The following is a 15361-nucleotide window of genomic DNA, read 5'->3' on the forward strand; positions in this document are numbered from 1 at the left end:
TCTCACCTTTCATATGAAAATTAGGAGCAAATCATTGCTCCTAATTTTTGTTAAGCTGCTTTACGTCTCCATAATACATATGCAGAAGCAATACATAATACACCCATACCTACTTCTATAGCTCTACTATGAGAAGATGCTCCTGTTTTCGGTAGCATGTTTTCATTTTTAACTGGTTTATTATCTACAACAACTTTTACATCTTCATCTTTTGTTTCTTGTTGTATTTGTTTTTGTTCTTTCGGTTCTTCAGTAATTTCTTTTTCTATTACCTTATTTTCTGGCTCTTCAATCGGTTTCGGCTTAATTACTTCATCATCGCCTACATTAGACCAGTCATAAATAGACTTTCCGATTTCTTTAAATTGAACTAACGCTAAAAGAGCTTGCTCTGTAGCCATTCCGTTACCATTTTGATCACTTGGTAACCATTTAAATTCACCATTTGGAAGTTGATATGACAGCAGACTTTGCACTGCCTTATGAAGACGATTTTGATCTACATCTTTAACAAGTGATAATCCAATAATTGCTTGCGCAGTACTATTAGAATTTTCTTGTCCATCAGCAGAAAAACCACCATTTTTTAGCTGTTCGTTATATAAATACGCAACAGCTTTTTGTACAGCTGGTTTCACATCTGATCGATCTTGATAAGGTGCTAACGCGGATAAAACCATACCTGTTACATCGACGCTACTAGCACTATCTTTACTACCTGAACTAGTATAAGTCCAGCCACCATCTGTATGTTGCGTGTTTAAAATTGCATCTACTAAAGCAACTCGATTCCACTTTGCTTCGACTGGAATCTCATATTTATTCGTATCAAAGGCAAGTAACGCAAATGTATAACCTGTAACAGAATTTACTTTATCAGATTCATACAATTTTTGAACTAAGTTATGTCCGCCTACCTTTTTAGGATCTGCACTCATTGCATTCATCATAATAATCGTTCTAGCTAAATCTGTTGCTGAAAAACGATTTATACGCTTTTCCACTTTTTCTGTTACTGCCTTAACATAATTTAATTGCGCCTCAATTGGTACATTCTTTCCAGAACGAGAAAGCCCTAGAGCTACCCAATCACTCTCTATTCCATCTTGTAACATCTTTTCAGACGTTTTAGAAATTGCTTCGTTTACTTGCGCTGCTGGAACTTGAATATTCTCTTGCTTTGGTTGTTCTGGTGTTTTTGTTCCATCTGGATTTTCCTGTTTTGGATCATCTGTTTTTGGCTCTTCTGGTTTCTCTTGTTTTGGATCATCCGTCTTTGGTTCTTCTGGTTTCTCTTGTTTTGGATCATCCGTCTTTGGTTCTTCTGGTTCTTCTGGTTTTTCTTGTTTTGGATCATCTGTTTTTGGTTCTTCTACCGTTTTACAAGTACCAAATTTATCTAATGTTTGTTGTAATGTTTCTTGACTCATATTGCTCCAGTCTGAAACAAAACGGAAAACAACAACATCTCCAGATTTTAATTTATAACTATCCGCTCCAACTTCTGCAGATTTATCATTTACATCATACAGCCAGCCACTTGTAGCCCCGGCCATTAGCCCATCAATGCCTTTTACATGCGTTCCAAACGACATCGTTTCAGCTTCTACTTTGTCCCCCATGACTTTTTGCAGCAAACTTAAAGCTGTTTCCCCATCTTTAATTTGCTCTTCTTTCGGACATAACATAATGCCATTTTGTGATTCACCAACAATTGCAAGTTTTGCTGTATTTCCTTCAGCAAACGTAATATGTACTGTATTCGCAAAAGAAACAAATACAAGTATAACTGCCATTAACGACGTAAGCAGCCATTTTTTCAACATTGCCATCCCAAAATTTCCTCCCTTACTACTATTCACACAAAAAAAGACCCTTCAAGGGCGTGCAATTGACACTCTTTTTTTGTAAGTGTCGAACAAACTGTGCAACACCTCCTACCCGCATCATTCGCGGCTATATTTGTATAGGAAAAATAATTTTGTTCATGAACGTATCATTGTGATAACATTCACTTTTTTAGGCACGACTTACTTCCATTTAAGTTATCGTAAAACGATAAACCTATACATTCTGTTAATTTTAAATTTCTGTATTATTTTACTATTGACAAAGAATTTTGTCCATGCTTTATCGGATTTATTTTCTAAGAATAGTAACTTACTAACCTTTAACGACGCAAACTTTTTTCACTAATAATGACGCCATCTTCATCCACATAAACATAATCATTTGGCTTCCATTCTACTTGTCCAAATTGCAATGAAATATTTCGTTCTCCTTTCCCTTCTTTTACACTTCTATTTGGCATCGTCCCTAACGCTAAAATACCAATATTAATATTCTTTAGTTCACTAGAATCACGAACATATCCATTTACAATAATTCCTGCCAGCTTTCTTTCCTCTGCAATAGCTGCCAAATTATCACCGAGTAACGCACAATTCGTAGACGCTCCACCATCAACAACTAATACCGTTCCTTCCGGTAATGTTTGTAATCCTTCCTTCACTAGTACATTATCATCCTTCACTTTCACCGTTGCAATTTTCCCGTGGAATTGTTCTTTCTTCCCAAAAGATCGAAAAGACTGGCGACATATTTGTAACTCCTTTTCAAACTCATCACATAGATCCGTAGTTTTCCACATCTTTTTCCCTCTTTTCCTTTTACTTTCTATTTAACATATTCTTGGATTATTTTCGTTTCCCTGTCTAATGTTGCAATAATTTGTATGTGCAGGAAAGGACAGAAAAACTATTGCCTTAAGAAGCCACCTTTATTATAATCTATTTCACAGATAAATTTCAGAATATTAAAAATTAACCAAGTGAAAAAGGAGGGATTTTATGCAATTACAAACTGAGGTAAAAAAACAACCTAGTAAACGAAAGTTTAAAATACCTGACGCGTACGTACTACTATTTTTTATTGCCTTACTTTGTGCCATAGCTACTTATTTCGTTCCTGCTGGAGAATTTAAAAGAGTAACAAACGGGACTGTTACAACGACAATACCAGGAAGTTACCATTCTGTTCCGCAATCACCGGTAGGGTTTGTTTCTTTTTTTACCGCTATTGAAAAAGGAATGACACTTGCTGCTCCTATCATCTTCTTAATTTTATTTACAGGTGGTGCCATTGCCATTCTTGAAAAAACAGGTGCTCTTGACGGTTTAATCTATCATGTGATTAACAAATTTCGGAATCAGCAATTACTTTTCATTTGTATTGTCGCCGCACTCTTTTCTCTTCTCGGAACGACTGGCATTATCGTTAACTCAGTTATCGGCTTTATCCCCATCGGCATCATCGTTGCACGCACATTGAAATGGGACGCTATCGTTGGCGTAGCAATTATTTATTTAGGCACTTATGCTGGTTTTAATGCTACTATATTATCTCCCTCACCTTTAGGCATTTCACAAAAAATCGCAGAACTTCCGATGTTTTCAGGGATTGGGTTACGTACAGCAATCTATATCTCTTTTTTAATTGCTACCATTTTGTATATTAATTGGTATATAAAACGTTTAAAAAAATCGAATAAAGGAAGCATACTCGGCGATAACTGGTTTCCAAGTAATGCTCTTTCAAGAGAGAGAGAAATAGAGAAAACTGAAGTTCCTTGGACAATACGTCACAAATTAATTTTACTCGTCTCAGCTTTATCATTAATTGTATTTTTAATAGGGGCTTTTCGACTACATTGGACAGATGCAGAAATGACCGCTACTTTTATTTTCATCGCAATTACAGCAGGAATAATAGGCGGTATGAAAGCGAACGATATCGCTTCTACTTTTCTAGCAGGCTGCCAAAATCTCATATACGGTGCTTTGATCGTCGGAATGGCTCGCTCTATTTCAGTCATTCTAGAACAAGGCAAATTACTTGATACAATTGTTAATCAACTCGCACAGTCTCTCGAAGGATATAGCCCTGTATTTGGCGTTATCGGTATGTATGTAAGTAGTGCCGCATTACATTTCCTCATTTCATCCGGGACAGGAGAATCTGTTATTTTCATTCCGATATTAGCTCCATTAGCTGATTTCATGCACATTACACGCCAAGTTACAGTACAAGCTGTTATGCTCGGCGAAGGTGTAGTGAACTGCTTAAATCCAACTTCCGGTGTTTTAATGGGCGTTCTCGCAGCTAGCGGCATTTCTTACGGAAAATGGATTCGATTTATGGCTCCTCTTGCATTCATTTGGTTTATCATTGGACTTATTTTTCTTATTATTGGAGTGAATATTGAGTGGGGACCGTACTAAAAGGTTTACAATATACTTAACTTGATAATACAAAAACATCTATTCTATTTTCCTCTCCAATCCTATGAAAATTATTGATTCTAGTATAGATGTAAGAAGGGATTGATCATTATGATCAATCCCTTCTTACAAAATATAATACCTTTACAAATCTTAGTTCCAAATTTTATTTACCCATTCCGGATGATCAATAAAAGGATTGCGATTATGTTGATATTTTGTAAAAATTATTTCATTACGCTTTCGCTCTAAATCATCGACCGGATCTTGTTCATTCCATTTTAGTAATACAGATAGTTTCCCAATGTACGGATCTTTATTGTTATTCACCTTTTCATTGAGTTCCAAATCTATTTCACCGCTATCCCCTTCGTAACGAACAGCCATGTAAAACAGCATTCTAGCGATGTCTCCTTTTACACTATCACGAGGTTCCCAAGAATCACTATCATATTTACATTCTGTCGCTTCCGAATGATTCACACCACCATTATCAAAATCCAGATTTCCACGTGAACTATTTACAGATACATCCGTCGCTCTTAAATGATGCAGATCTGTTCCAGGTCCTGCAGCCGTTCCAAAATCACCATGAGATTTTGCCCAAACATGCTCTCGGTTCCAGTTATTAACTCCTGAACCATTCGTAAGTTTCCCTTGCGAACGCCCAGTATATAAGAGTATTACATTGTTTTTATTATTTGGATCTTCATCCGTATCTCTTAGCGCTTCCCAAACCGCACTGTATGATAACTTTGTATGATCATCAATAATATTATGAAGTTCCTTCTTTAGTTCCAAACCCGTTTTTCCTATTGCATTATTATAATATGTATCGTCATAGCTTTTTACAGTCATCTCTTGTGGTGATACAGAAGCTACTTCACCATGTATAGTATCTGTAAATGATAGAGATGCAGAACCTAAAATAAAAAATGAAGATAATGTAACCATAGCAAGCTTTGTATTTCGAAACTTCATATACCCATTTCCCCTTTAAAATATAATTTGAAGTCATTTACTAAAAATGTTCTCCCTAAAACTACGAAAACGTTTAAAACTCCATTCCCCTTCTCTTTTTATTTAATACAAAACCCTAATCAGTCTGTATCATTTCCATACTTTTGGTTTATCTACTTTTCAAACAAATTCACTTTTCACAAGGAATATCCTTCCCTAGTAAAGATTATTAAACTATTCTTTACAATTAAAAAGTAGTTTAATGTTAACTTATAAATTTCAATTTTTTTATGCAATTATGCATATTTAATAAATTTTTCAAAGAAAACCGTGCAATAAAACAGATAGAGTCTAGGACAGCAATCGTACAAATCGAGATGATAGCTCGGCTCTTCCTTTTTCCATAACTGTCTTTATTTTTTGTGTAAAACTCTTCTTTCTCTGAAAAATAAGTACAAAAATAGATTGGATACCATGTAGGCACCAATCTATTTTTATTAAAGAAACTGTGTTAATTCTGCATTGACAACACGTTGTGCAGTAATGATAACACTTTCAGCTGTTATTCCATAAACACTATATAGTCCACCAGGTTGATTAGGAACAATTTGAACTTCATATTCTAATGCTTGTCCAAAAGCAGGATGAACTAAACTTAGAGTTTCAATAGTAGAAGCATTAGAATTCACATTGAAATTCACCTGTTCAATTAATACTATTGAACCGTCAAGTCTAAAAACTCTAGCTACTCCAGTAAGCGGGCCAGCAGTACGGTTAAGAATTTTCACCCTAACTCTATTTGCATTAGCAGGTTGATTTCCCAAGTTTTCAATAGGACCTGTAGTAAAAGCCATTTTACATTCACCTCCATTATATTATTACGATATTCAATGTTATATATTAACGCTATAAACTAATTAATCAATTTTTTCTAAATAAAAAAGCTCATTTCTTATATTTTTCAATAAGAAACAAGCTTTTCTTTTTCAACTATCATTCCTAAAGTAAATCTATCTGTCTCGGAAACTTTTGGAGCTAATTGACATTTATGTTGAGCATACAACTACTTCTATTTATTTGGCATCGAAGCTATATACTTTTTAACTACTTCATATACATATTCTTGATTTGCCGCTGCTGTATTTGGATTGTATTTTCCGCCGTTTGTTTTATTGTTAGATAATACTCTAATTCCTAAAAATGGTACGTCATAAGCTTTTGCGATTTGCGCTGCAGCAGCGCCTTCCATTTCTTCTACAGATGTACCGTATTTTGTATGGAACCACTTAATTCTATCAACTTCATTATTCCAAACGTCTGCTGAACCTATCGTACCCTCAACCACTTTACCTTTTGTATATGTATCTTTCACTGCATTAGCTGCTGCAAGTAAATCCTTATCTCCCTCGTAGTATCGGATTTTCTCAGCATTTGGATCTTCTCCTGCACTTCCTTCAGAAGCCATTAAATCCATAGATATCCATTTTGTTGGCTCAATCCCTTGATTCTCATCCATATTTGTGGTTTTTAATGAACCTATATTTGCAACTTGTTTTCCTAACACAATATCAAATACGTTTAAATTAGGATCATGGCCACCCGATGTTCCTTGGTTAATAATCGCTATAGGCTTATATTTTTCAATAGCCACTGCTGTAGCGGCTGCTGTATTTTCCATTCCTTTACCTGTTTTCGCAACGATTACAGGATAATTGTCGACAGTTCCTTTATAAAATACACATGTTCCAGACTTTTCTTCTTTCACATTTTTTAACCTTTTCGCAAATTTTTCTGCTTCTATCGGCATTGGACCTTGAATTAAGATAGGCTTTTCGTTGCTTTTTGCCTCAACAACTTGTTTTGGACTCGCATTACATCCCGCAAGTATTGAGGATGACAATGCAATAGTAGTTACTAGGGCAGCACATTTTTGTAACATATTGTTCTTCATAAATAATCTCTCCTCTTTCTCTTGTTGTTTCATATACTCGATGTTTTCGCCCAAAGAAAAAAGTTCTAGAAATTGTAGAAGAATCTCTACTTTCTAGAACTACGGTAGTCAAAGTTAATGAAGCAATAGACGAGGTCAATGCTACATTATAGAACGGTAGCGGCTCCATACACAAACCGACCGAATACTTTAACCCGTAGTCCAGTTCTTTCATTGGGAACTAGGTAGAAACGCTCGGACCATATTACCGAGTATATACGAGTGATGTTATTCAAAATTATTATATGGATAATATAACAAACTATTAGTGTAGACGCAATATAAATATGAACATTATTTTATTTCACCATAAAAATGTTCGTCTTTAAATTGTTTTATACTGAAAAAATCTTTTTTTTGATGTTTTATACCGTAAAAAACATAATCCGTATACTTAATTAGATCATCCTACAACAACCGTTAAGAAACAACTATCTAAAATAAAAAGAAGTTCCATAATATTTAGAACTTCTTCCCCTATGTATATTTACTTCGTTATCTCACCAAACTGCGCTCTCGTTACTTTCGCCAAATCTTCCACTTTCAGCTCAATTTGTATACCAATTTTTCCGCCGCTTACAATGATCGTTTCAAGCGATTGAGCACTTTCATCGATACATGTAGAAAATAACTTCTTCATTCCGACTGGTGAACAACCGCCGCGAATATACCCTGACACTTTCGTAATATCTTTAACAGGTATCATTTCAATCTTCTTTTCACTTACTGCTTTTGCGGCAGCCTTTAAATTCAGTTCCTCATCTACTGGAATAATAAACACATGATAATTTTTACTATTCCCTTGAGCGACTAAGGTTTTATATACTTCTCTTACTTCTCGTCCAATTTTCTCGGCTACTGACACGCCATCAATTTTCCCATCGTCTGGATCATATGACATCATCGAATATTCAATTTTTTCTTTATCTAATATTCGCATCGCATTCGTTTTATCTTTTTTCATGTGCTTCTCCTTAAAAGGTTATTTCATATTATTAAGTTTTCTTTTATTATACACCCTTTTCCATTTCTCCTACATAACTTCACGCATTTTTCAAAACTGAAAATATTGATATTTCAAAAATCATCTGATATAATTTGGAAAAACTTATGTTAAGGAGAGATTTGTAATGCGAAATTTTAATACTTCTTTCCAACTTCATCATCATACGTAACGCCGTGTATCCGAAGAAAATTTTTTCTTCGTGGGTACAGGGCTTTTCCTGTTTACCCACGAAGCGTTCATAAAGCTATGTGGGTATTTTTATACCCGCATAGCTTTTTTTAATTTAAAAAAGGAGTGATTACAGTGGAAATGAAAAATGTAAAAGGAACAAAGGACTATTTACCAGAGGAGCAAGTGCTGCGAAATAAAATTAAAAGAGCGTGTGAAGATACGTTTGAACGTTATGGCTGTAAACCGTTAGAGACACCTACGTTAAATATGTATGAACTTATGTCTTACAAGTATGGCGGTGGTGATGAAATTTTAAAGGAAATATATACACTTCAAGATCAAGGAAAACGTGAGCTTGCTTTACGTTACGATTTAACAATTCCATTCGCAAAAGTCGTGGCGATGAATCCAAATATTCGTCTACCTTTTAAACGGTATGAAATTGGGAAAGTATTTCGAGATGGTCCGATTAAACAAGGGAGATTTCGTGAGTTTATACAATGCGACGTTGATATAGTCGGTGTTGAGTCTGTCATGGCAGAAGCTGAACTTATGAGCATGGCGTTTGAACTGTTCCGAACGTTAAACTTAGAAGTAACGATCCAATATAATAACCGAAAATTATTAAACGGTATTCTTCAGGCGATTAACATCCCTACTGAATTAATGAGTGACGTAATATTATCATTAGACAAAATTGAAAAGATTGGGATTGATGGTGTACGGAAAGATATATTGGGGCGTGGAATTACTGAAGAAATGGCTGATACGATATGTAATACCGTATTATCTTGTCTAAAGCTTACAATTGCTGACTTTAAAGAAGCTTTCAATAATCAACTCGTTACCGATGGAATAAACGAATTACAACAATTACAGCAATATTTAATTGCTCTTGGAATAAACGAGAATGCTATATTCAATCCGTTTTTAGCACGAGGACTCACAATGTACACAGGTACCGTATATGAAATCTTTCTAAAAGATGGCTCGATTACATCTAGCATCGGTAGTGGTGGTCGTTACGATAATATTATCGGAGCATTCCGTGGTGATAATATGAACTATCCAACAGTCGGTATTTCATTCGGTTTAGACGTTATTTATACAGCACTCTCACAAAAAGAAACAAAATCCTCTACAGCGGACTTATTTATTATCCCACTCGGGACAGAATTACAATGCTTGCAAATTGCCCAGCAATTACGATCCACTACTTCATGGAAAATTGAACTTGAACTAGCAGGACGCAAACTAAAACGCGCCCTTAATTATGCCAATAAAGAGAACATCCCTTATGTACTTATTATTGGTGAAGAGGAACTTAGTGCAGAAACCGTTATGCTAAGAAATATGAAAGAAGGTAGTGAGGTGAAAGTTCCTCTTGCTTCTTTAAGTAATTATTTATAATAAAAACCACCCTCGTTTGGGTGGTTTTTCTATTTTATAGATAACCTATAATTAGTTTACATAAAATAATTATAATCCACTCAAAACTACAAATATATAATATCCAATCACCTATTATTTTTGGTAATATATAGATATTGATTGTTTTAGGAGGATTAACTTTGAAAACCTACATCCAAGCACTAAAATGGACTACAGGGATCTATCATCTTTTATTACTTCCTTGTTATTATTTATTTCCAAGTCTTGTTAACCTATATGGGATACCTTTACTACTATTGATTATTTTACATATCACTACTTTTTTATTAGCTAAAAAAGAAGGCATGAATACGTATCCTCATTATATCGGTATTATCGTTACTCTAGTTGCCTTCTTTCCTTATATAGCAATCGTTCTACATATTATAGCAGCAATCTTCCTTTTATTAGACGCTACTTCCACTACTAAAAATGAAGTTTTTAACTCATAGTAGGATAAATCGAAATTTTTATTACCGATGGTGTTGTCTATATTAGCACACACCAAAGTCTTTTTCACAAGTAGCACGCCTCCCGCTAACTCCTTTGCTTCAGTAAAGTTTTGAGGTGAATCGGCAAAGAGCAAAATCAGTAGCACACTCTAGCCTTATTGCTAATATCCAAAAAGGATTTACTTTTTAAGTAGATCCTTTTTTAATAGAAAAGCGAATTCCTTACTTTGGATTAATGAAAGAATATTCCGATTTATTTTTATAAAATTCTAAATATTTACAATAAACTTAAATTAACATACATTTTAGTTACACAAAAAAATCTAAGTTTAAAGGAGATGAATTCATGCTTAAAAAGTTGGTAGTAGGTGCAATGTTAGCTGCTTCATCATTAACTGTAGGATTGGGATCAGTATTAGCTAGTACCGAAAAGGATTATACGATTGCCTCTTTCGAATATGTAACTGTAGATGAAAAGGCTGTAGATTCGTTTCACAAATTGGGTGCTCCATCAAAGGAAGACGTAAAAATAACTTTAGTTCTACCGAAACAAAATCAAAATGGAGACTGGTTATCTTATGGATTTTCGAACAAAGAAAGTTTAGAGTCTTTTATTGAAAAAGATAAACAAAGGTTGAATCATACAATCACTCCTCTTGGTGTTGGAGGGAGCGGACCTGGTAGTACAGACTTCTATAAACGTACAGGTAGCGAGTATTTTTCTCTAAGTAGCGGTTATAAAAACTTGTCTCCTAGTTGGCAAAATCAAATTGTTTCTGTACGTACAGCAGCTCCTACTGCTAGCTATTCAACAACGCTATGGGAACGTACTTCAACTGAAGGATATGGAAAAGGTGTTGTTTTTAGACACGCTGATTGGTATGGTAAAACTGCAAACTTGAGTGACTTTGCAACTTCAGCAGTTGAAGTTAAAAAGTAAAAAACATAGAAATAAAGTGAAACTTTAATCAGTGGGGGGTTTGTTGATCCCCCACTGATTATTAGCCTTCACCAATCGGGCTTTTACGGGCAGCCCGATCCCCACCTAACTTCTTTGCTTCCACTGAATTTTGAGGTGGGGGTCTTACTGGCCGTTAATGCGGGATAAAAGGTGTTTCCACGTATGGAAACACCTTTTATTTCTACAACTATTTCACATATCTCTCCTATATCCATTTCAACTCTTAACTTTTATTTTGTGTATTTCTACTCTCCAAAACTTTTTCCATATTATGAGTTGCCCATTCCATCATTAATAGAATCATTGGACGAAGTGATTCACCAAGCTCAGTTAATGAATATTCTACTTTTGGAGGTACTTCACGGTATACTTCACGATGTATGATGCCATCTGCTTCGAGTTCTCTCAGCTGTAGTGTTAACATTCTTTGTGTGATATTAGGTTTTAATCTTTTTAATTCATTAAACCTCTTTGTACCATCTAATAAATGATACAAAATAACCCCTTTCCATTTCCCTCCAATGACCTCAACCATCGCTTCCACTGGACAAGAATATTTATTTAAAAATGGGTAATTTATATTATTTTCGTTTGAACAATCCATAATAAATCCCTTCCCTTAACATTAGTATCTTTTTTGATACTATACCACATAAATGTGCGTACTTGTTTCTATGTTACTTTAAAAATATAATTTGGTTACAAAATAAATTAATGAAACGAGGAACTTTTATGACAAATATAAAAGAAATTACAAAAGAAAAAATTATGGAGGCTTTTCATTTCAGACATGCATGTAAAGAGTTCGATCCTATGCAAAAAATTTCAGAAGAGGATTTTAATTTCATTTTAGAAACAGGCAGATTATCTCCTTCTTCTTTTGGATATGAGCCTTGGAAATTTGTTATCGTGCAAAATAAAGAAGTAAGAGAAAAACTACAACCATATTCATGGGGTGCTGGTGGGCAACTTGCAACAGCAAGTCACTTTGTCATTGTTCTTTCAAGAAACATTAAAGATATGCATTATGATGCAGATTATATTAAATATATGATGAACGATATTATTGGATTACCTGAAGACACTCAAAAAATTAGATATGAATTCTTCAAAAAGTTCCAGGAATCAGATTTTAACTTATTACAATCCGACCGTGCTGTATTTGATTGGGCATCAAAACAATCTTATATCGCTTTAGGTAATATGATGACGAGTGCAGCTCAAATTGGTATTGACTCTTGTCCAATAGAAGGATTTGATAAAGAGAAAGTAGATTCTTTACTTCGTCAAGAAGGCATTGTAAAAGACGATAATTTTGAAGTATCTGTTATGGTTGCCTTTGGTTACCGTAAAGAAGAGCCAAAGCGTGATAAAACAAGACAGACTACGGATATAATTGTTGAATGGATTTAGTAACATAGCACGCAAAAAATAATGCTCCTTATAGCTGTATACTCATACTAAAGAAGAATCAGTTGTTTTCTTACGTATGAATTTGTTTTTTCATGGAAAGATATGTTAGTATGTATACAGTTTGAGTGCTCTATTTTTAGAGTCGAACAGGAGGAGAATGAATATGTCTGATATTGAAGTTGGCGAAGTGTTTACTCTTAGTGATGAGAATAATGAGGATCAGGAAGTAGAAGTACTTGGAGCGATGGATGTCGAAGGTGCAGAATATATTGCAGTTGCCTTCGTAGAAGACATTCAAACAGAAACTGAGGAAGACATTGATATCTTCTTTTTAAAAGTAGAAAAAGATAATGAGTTTTCATACATCGAAAATGACGAAGAGTTTGACAAAGTATCGGCTGCTTTTGATAAGATTTTGGATGAGCAAGAAGAGCAAGAGTAATATTCGTTAAAAACTCGAGGGGGATGCATATCCGCCCTCTTTTTTTTATTCATCACTTACCAAGCTACATGTATTAAAGAGACTTATGCAGCCATTCCAGTACATCTTTCATCGCAAAAGGACCATCTTTTTTAACGTGCTCCGCAAATTCCGAAACGAGACGTAGTGTTCTCACACTTTCGATTGGATGCTCTCCTGATGCACTTTCAGCAGAAAGCATCACTGCATTCGTCCCGTCTAGTACAGCTTGAAAAACATCGGTGACCTCTGCCCTTGTAGGATTAGAATGATCTACCATAGATTGAAGCATTTGTGTTGCTGTAATAACATATGTATTCGTTCGATTACATTCACGAATCATCATTTTTTGTAAAAGCGGAATAAATTGATACGGCAATTCCACTCCTAAATCCCCCCTTGCAATCATAATTCCATCTGCTTCTTTACATATATCTTGAAAATTCTCGATTGCTTCCATCGTTTCTATTTTTGCAATTAAACTTGGGGACGTTTCTTTATGCTCTTGTATAAAATTTCGTATTTCCTTTATATGACTAGGTTTTCGTACGAAAGAACACGCGATAAAATTAACATCCTCTTCTAAAAGAAATTGAATGTCTTTTTTATCTTTCTCTGTAATAGCCGGTAAACTAACTGTCGCACCTGGTAAATTCACCCCCTTATGAGATGAGATATTACCACCTGTTTTGATCTTTGTTTCTATTTTTTCCTTACTTACCTTTTCAACAATTAATTCAACCTCTCCATCATTAATCAAAATTCTACTGTCTACTTTCACATCATTCGCAATACCTACATAATCCACACTTGCTTCTGTATTACTCCCTATGACTGGTTGCGTATGTAAAAGAAAAGAATCCCCGGCCTTAAGTGTAATTTGATCTTCCTTCATTTCACCTAATCTTATTTTAGGACCTTGCACATCACCTAAAATTTTAATAGAATCATCTAAAGATTTCACTAAACGAATGATGTCTTTATGACTTTCATGCGTGCCATGTGATAAATTTAGCCGAACAATTTTCATACCATTCTTTATTAACTGCACTAACGTTTCTTTATTATTACTTGCTGGTCCTATTGTACACACTCGATCAATTGTCATTCTTGCCACCATCCTTTTTCAGATAGGTTTCCCACAAAAATTTAAAAATAACATAGGGAATACAATAACAGCTTTAAACTTTACAAACGAAGTAATCCTACATACAAACGTAGAATTGCTTCGTACATGATTGATTTATACCGTGTTTCGTTTTTACCGTTAATACTCTCCTTTACTATCTTTTCTTTTTCCGCCGCTACAATTAATGAATACATAATCCGATTGTTTTGTATTACATTCTTCTAACTCTCTTTCATTACCACCCTACTTTTCATTCATGTGCTCTTCTATAAGTGTAAATCTACATTTACATGAATTTCATATTGGTAACCCTATTTCCATGTTCGCTAAGCAGTTAAAGCTATATTCAAATTATTAAAATGAAGATATGTTAAATCAAAAGTAAAAGAAAAGTTAAGTATCGGATAGGTTGTTGAGAGTTTCGAATTTTTCGTATATTGTATGAGTTGAGTTCGAACTCAAAAATTAAAAAAGGTGGGGAAATTAGTGAATATGAAAAAATCTTTAGCGGTGACAACTTTAGGGTTAGCGGTTTTAGGTTTTGGTTTTACTAATAACGCAAGTGCCTCAGAGGTGGGTGCTGCAGACAAGCAGCCTGTTTTAGTTGACTTTGATACAATTCAATCAGCAAAAACATCCAATGTTTCTAGTTTGACTGTTGCAGCTGCACCTAAGAATGATTCTAACATTAGCGTCTATACTCCCTTTTTTGGTAACCCATATGCAGTTGCTAAATCGAAATCAACTACGACCGAAGACTATATTTATGCAAAAGCAAGGACTTTCAATGGCGATGGCTCATTAGTGAATACGAAAAGTAATAATGCAAAAAAATCATCTTATGTAAGTGCTACAGCGACCAACACAAGCGTTTATTATGGAGATGATTACGCTATTGGTAATCATACCTATAAATTAAATGGTTATAATGATGTGAATCACGAAACAAAAGCTTCCTGGTAAGAAAGAGAAAAAAGATATGCATCTTGCATATCTTTTTTCTCAGAGTGTTGGGAAACCCTTTAGGGTTTCCAACATTCTGCAATCCTTTTTAATTTTAGTAAATGAAAACAATATAAAATAATAAATTTTAGAAAAACAGCCCTCC

General features: G+C 34.6%; 15 protein-coding genes and 1 riboswitch. Of the genes, 7 read left to right on the top strand and 8 right to left on the bottom strand.

Annotated elements, in window-relative coordinates; genetic code table 11:
• Positions 1-50: 50 nt before the first annotated feature.
• Both JDS98_RS26585 and rraA read right to left on the bottom strand, forming a co-directional pair.
• The gene (locus JDS98_RS26585; protein ID WP_199634505.1) at positions 51-1832 is read right to left on the bottom strand and encodes a DUF4430 domain-containing protein; all 1782 of its coding nucleotides are present in this window, start codon (positions 1830-1832) and stop codon (positions 51-53) included.
• A gap of 338 nt (positions 1833-2170) precedes the next feature.
• Entirely contained in the window at positions 2171-2650 is a 480-nt protein-coding gene (gene rraA, locus JDS98_RS26590) for a ribonuclease E activity regulator RraA (protein ID WP_000266041.1), read from the bottom strand.
• A 199-nt stretch (positions 2651-2849) separates the two neighbouring features.
• Between rraA and JDS98_RS26595 the strand changes: the two genes are divergently transcribed.
• Positions 2850-4280, top strand: coding sequence for a YfcC family protein (locus JDS98_RS26595; protein ID WP_199634506.1), 1431 nt, complete (start codon positions 2850-2852; stop codon positions 4278-4280).
• A 153-nt stretch (positions 4281-4433) separates the two neighbouring features.
• On the opposite strand, the gene JDS98_RS26600 is transcribed toward JDS98_RS26595, so the two are convergent.
• The 4 genes from JDS98_RS26600 to ybaK form a co-directional block, all read right to left on the bottom strand.
• Positions 4434-5261: an endonuclease I family protein gene (locus JDS98_RS26600; protein ID WP_199631705.1), complete on the bottom strand. Its 828-nt coding sequence runs from the start codon at positions 5259-5261 to the stop codon at positions 4434-4436.
• 476 nt (positions 5262-5737) lie between these two features.
• Positions 5738-6094, bottom strand: coding sequence for a hypothetical protein (locus tag JDS98_RS26605; protein WP_000896124.1), 357 nt, complete (start codon positions 6092-6094; stop codon positions 5738-5740).
• A gap of 215 nt (positions 6095-6309) precedes the next feature.
• Positions 6310-7191 (bottom strand): 5'-methylthioadenosine/S-adenosylhomocysteine nucleosidase, encoded by an 882-nt coding sequence (locus tag JDS98_RS26610; protein WP_199634507.1) that lies wholly within the window; start codon positions 7189-7191, stop codon positions 6310-6312.
• A gap of 177 nt (positions 7192-7368) precedes the next feature.
• A riboswitch (purine riboswitch) is annotated at positions 7369-7472 on the bottom strand.
• 245 nt (positions 7473-7717) lie between these two features.
• Positions 7718-8194: a Cys-tRNA(Pro) deacylase gene (gene ybaK / locus JDS98_RS26615; protein ID WP_199631707.1), complete on the bottom strand. Its 477-nt coding sequence runs from the start codon at positions 8192-8194 to the stop codon at positions 7718-7720.
• A gap of 345 nt (positions 8195-8539) precedes the next feature.
• Between ybaK and JDS98_RS26620 the strand changes: the two genes are divergently transcribed.
• The 3 genes from JDS98_RS26620 (at position 8540) to JDS98_RS26630 (ending at position 11230) form a co-directional block, all read left to right on the top strand.
• A complete protein-coding gene (locus JDS98_RS26620) occupies positions 8540-9817 on the top strand; it encodes a histidine--tRNA ligase (RefSeq protein WP_097959885.1) in 1278 nt (425 codons plus the stop codon).
• Between the two features lie 161 nt (positions 9818-9978).
• Complete coding sequence (locus JDS98_RS26625; RefSeq protein ID WP_097959886.1) at positions 9979-10290, top strand: hypothetical protein; 312 nt, start codon at positions 9979-9981, stop codon at positions 10288-10290.
• Between the two features lie 346 nt (positions 10291-10636).
• Positions 10637-11230: a hypothetical protein gene (locus JDS98_RS26630; protein ID WP_000914492.1), complete on the top strand. Its 594-nt coding sequence runs from the start codon at positions 10637-10639 to the stop codon at positions 11228-11230.
• A gap of 244 nt (positions 11231-11474) precedes the next feature.
• Here JDS98_RS26630 and JDS98_RS26635 read toward each other — a convergent pair whose 3' ends face one another.
• The gene (locus JDS98_RS26635) at positions 11475-11855 is read right to left on the bottom strand and encodes a winged helix-turn-helix transcriptional regulator (RefSeq protein WP_000340657.1); all 381 of its coding nucleotides are present in this window, start codon (positions 11853-11855) and stop codon (positions 11475-11477) included.
• Between the two features lie 110 nt (positions 11856-11965).
• On the opposite strand from JDS98_RS26635, the gene JDS98_RS26640 reads away from it, so the two are divergent.
• A complete protein-coding gene (locus tag JDS98_RS26640) occupies positions 11966-12664 on the top strand; it encodes an NAD(P)H-dependent oxidoreductase (RefSeq protein WP_141520636.1) in 699 nt (232 codons plus the stop codon).
• 157 nt (positions 12665-12821) lie between these two features.
• Entirely contained in the window at positions 12822-13106 is a 285-nt protein-coding gene (locus tag JDS98_RS26645; RefSeq protein ID WP_106080648.1) for a DUF1292 domain-containing protein, read from the top strand.
• A 73-nt stretch (positions 13107-13179) separates the two neighbouring features.
• Here the strand turns inward: JDS98_RS26645 and JDS98_RS26650 are convergent, their stop codons facing one another.
• Positions 13180-14232, bottom strand: coding sequence for a pyruvate kinase (locus JDS98_RS26650; protein WP_097959888.1), 1053 nt, complete (start codon positions 14230-14232; stop codon positions 13180-13182).
• Between the two features lie 507 nt (positions 14233-14739).
• Between JDS98_RS26650 and JDS98_RS26655 the strand changes: the two genes are divergently transcribed.
• Positions 14740-15216, top strand: a complete 477-nt coding sequence (locus JDS98_RS26655) for a hypothetical protein (RefSeq protein WP_001056341.1) — start codon at positions 14740-14742, stop codon at positions 15214-15216.
• The last annotated feature ends 145 nt before the right edge of the window (positions 15217-15361 follow it).

Origin of the sequence: Bacillus cereus group sp. N11 (assembly GCF_016483605.1) — a bacterium.
GTDB lineage: Bacteria > Bacillota > Bacilli > Bacillales > Bacillaceae_G > Bacillus_A > Bacillus_A toyonensis.

Coding starts and splice junctions, on each gene's coding strand:
- JDS98_RS26585 (WP_199634505.1), bottom strand. CDS start 1,832: ATGGCAATGTTGAAAAAATGGCTGCTTACGTCGTTAATGGCAGTTATA.
- rraA (WP_000266041.1), bottom strand. CDS start 2,650: ATGTGGAAAACTACGGATCTATGTGATGAGTTTGAAAAGGAGTTACAA.
- JDS98_RS26595 (WP_199634506.1), top strand. CDS start 2,850: ATGCAATTACAAACTGAGGTAAAAAAACAACCTAGTAAACGAAAGTTT.
- JDS98_RS26600 (WP_199631705.1), bottom strand. CDS start 5,261: ATGAAGTTTCGAAATACAAAGCTTGCTATGGTTACATTATCTTCATTT.
- JDS98_RS26605 (WP_000896124.1), bottom strand. CDS start 6,094: ATGGCTTTTACTACAGGTCCTATTGAAAACTTGGGAAATCAACCTGCT.
- JDS98_RS26610 (WP_199634507.1), bottom strand. CDS start 7,191: ATGAAGAACAATATGTTACAAAAATGTGCTGCCCTAGTAACTACTATT.
- ybaK (WP_199631707.1), bottom strand. CDS start 8,194: ATGAAAAAAGATAAAACGAATGCGATGCGAATATTAGATAAAGAAAAA.
- JDS98_RS26630 (WP_000914492.1), top strand. CDS start 10,637: ATGCTTAAAAAGTTGGTAGTAGGTGCAATGTTAGCTGCTTCATCATTA.
- JDS98_RS26635 (WP_000340657.1), bottom strand. CDS start 11,855: ATGGATTGTTCAAACGAAAATAATATAAATTACCCATTTTTAAATAAA.
- JDS98_RS26640 (WP_141520636.1), top strand. CDS start 11,966: ATGAAACGAGGAACTTTTATGACAAATATAAAAGAAATTACAAAAGAA.
- JDS98_RS26645 (WP_106080648.1), top strand. CDS start 12,822: ATGAATATGTCTGATATTGAAGTTGGCGAAGTGTTTACTCTTAGTGAT.
- JDS98_RS26650 (WP_097959888.1), bottom strand. CDS start 14,232: ATGACAATTGATCGAGTGTGTACAATAGGACCAGCAAGTAATAATAAA.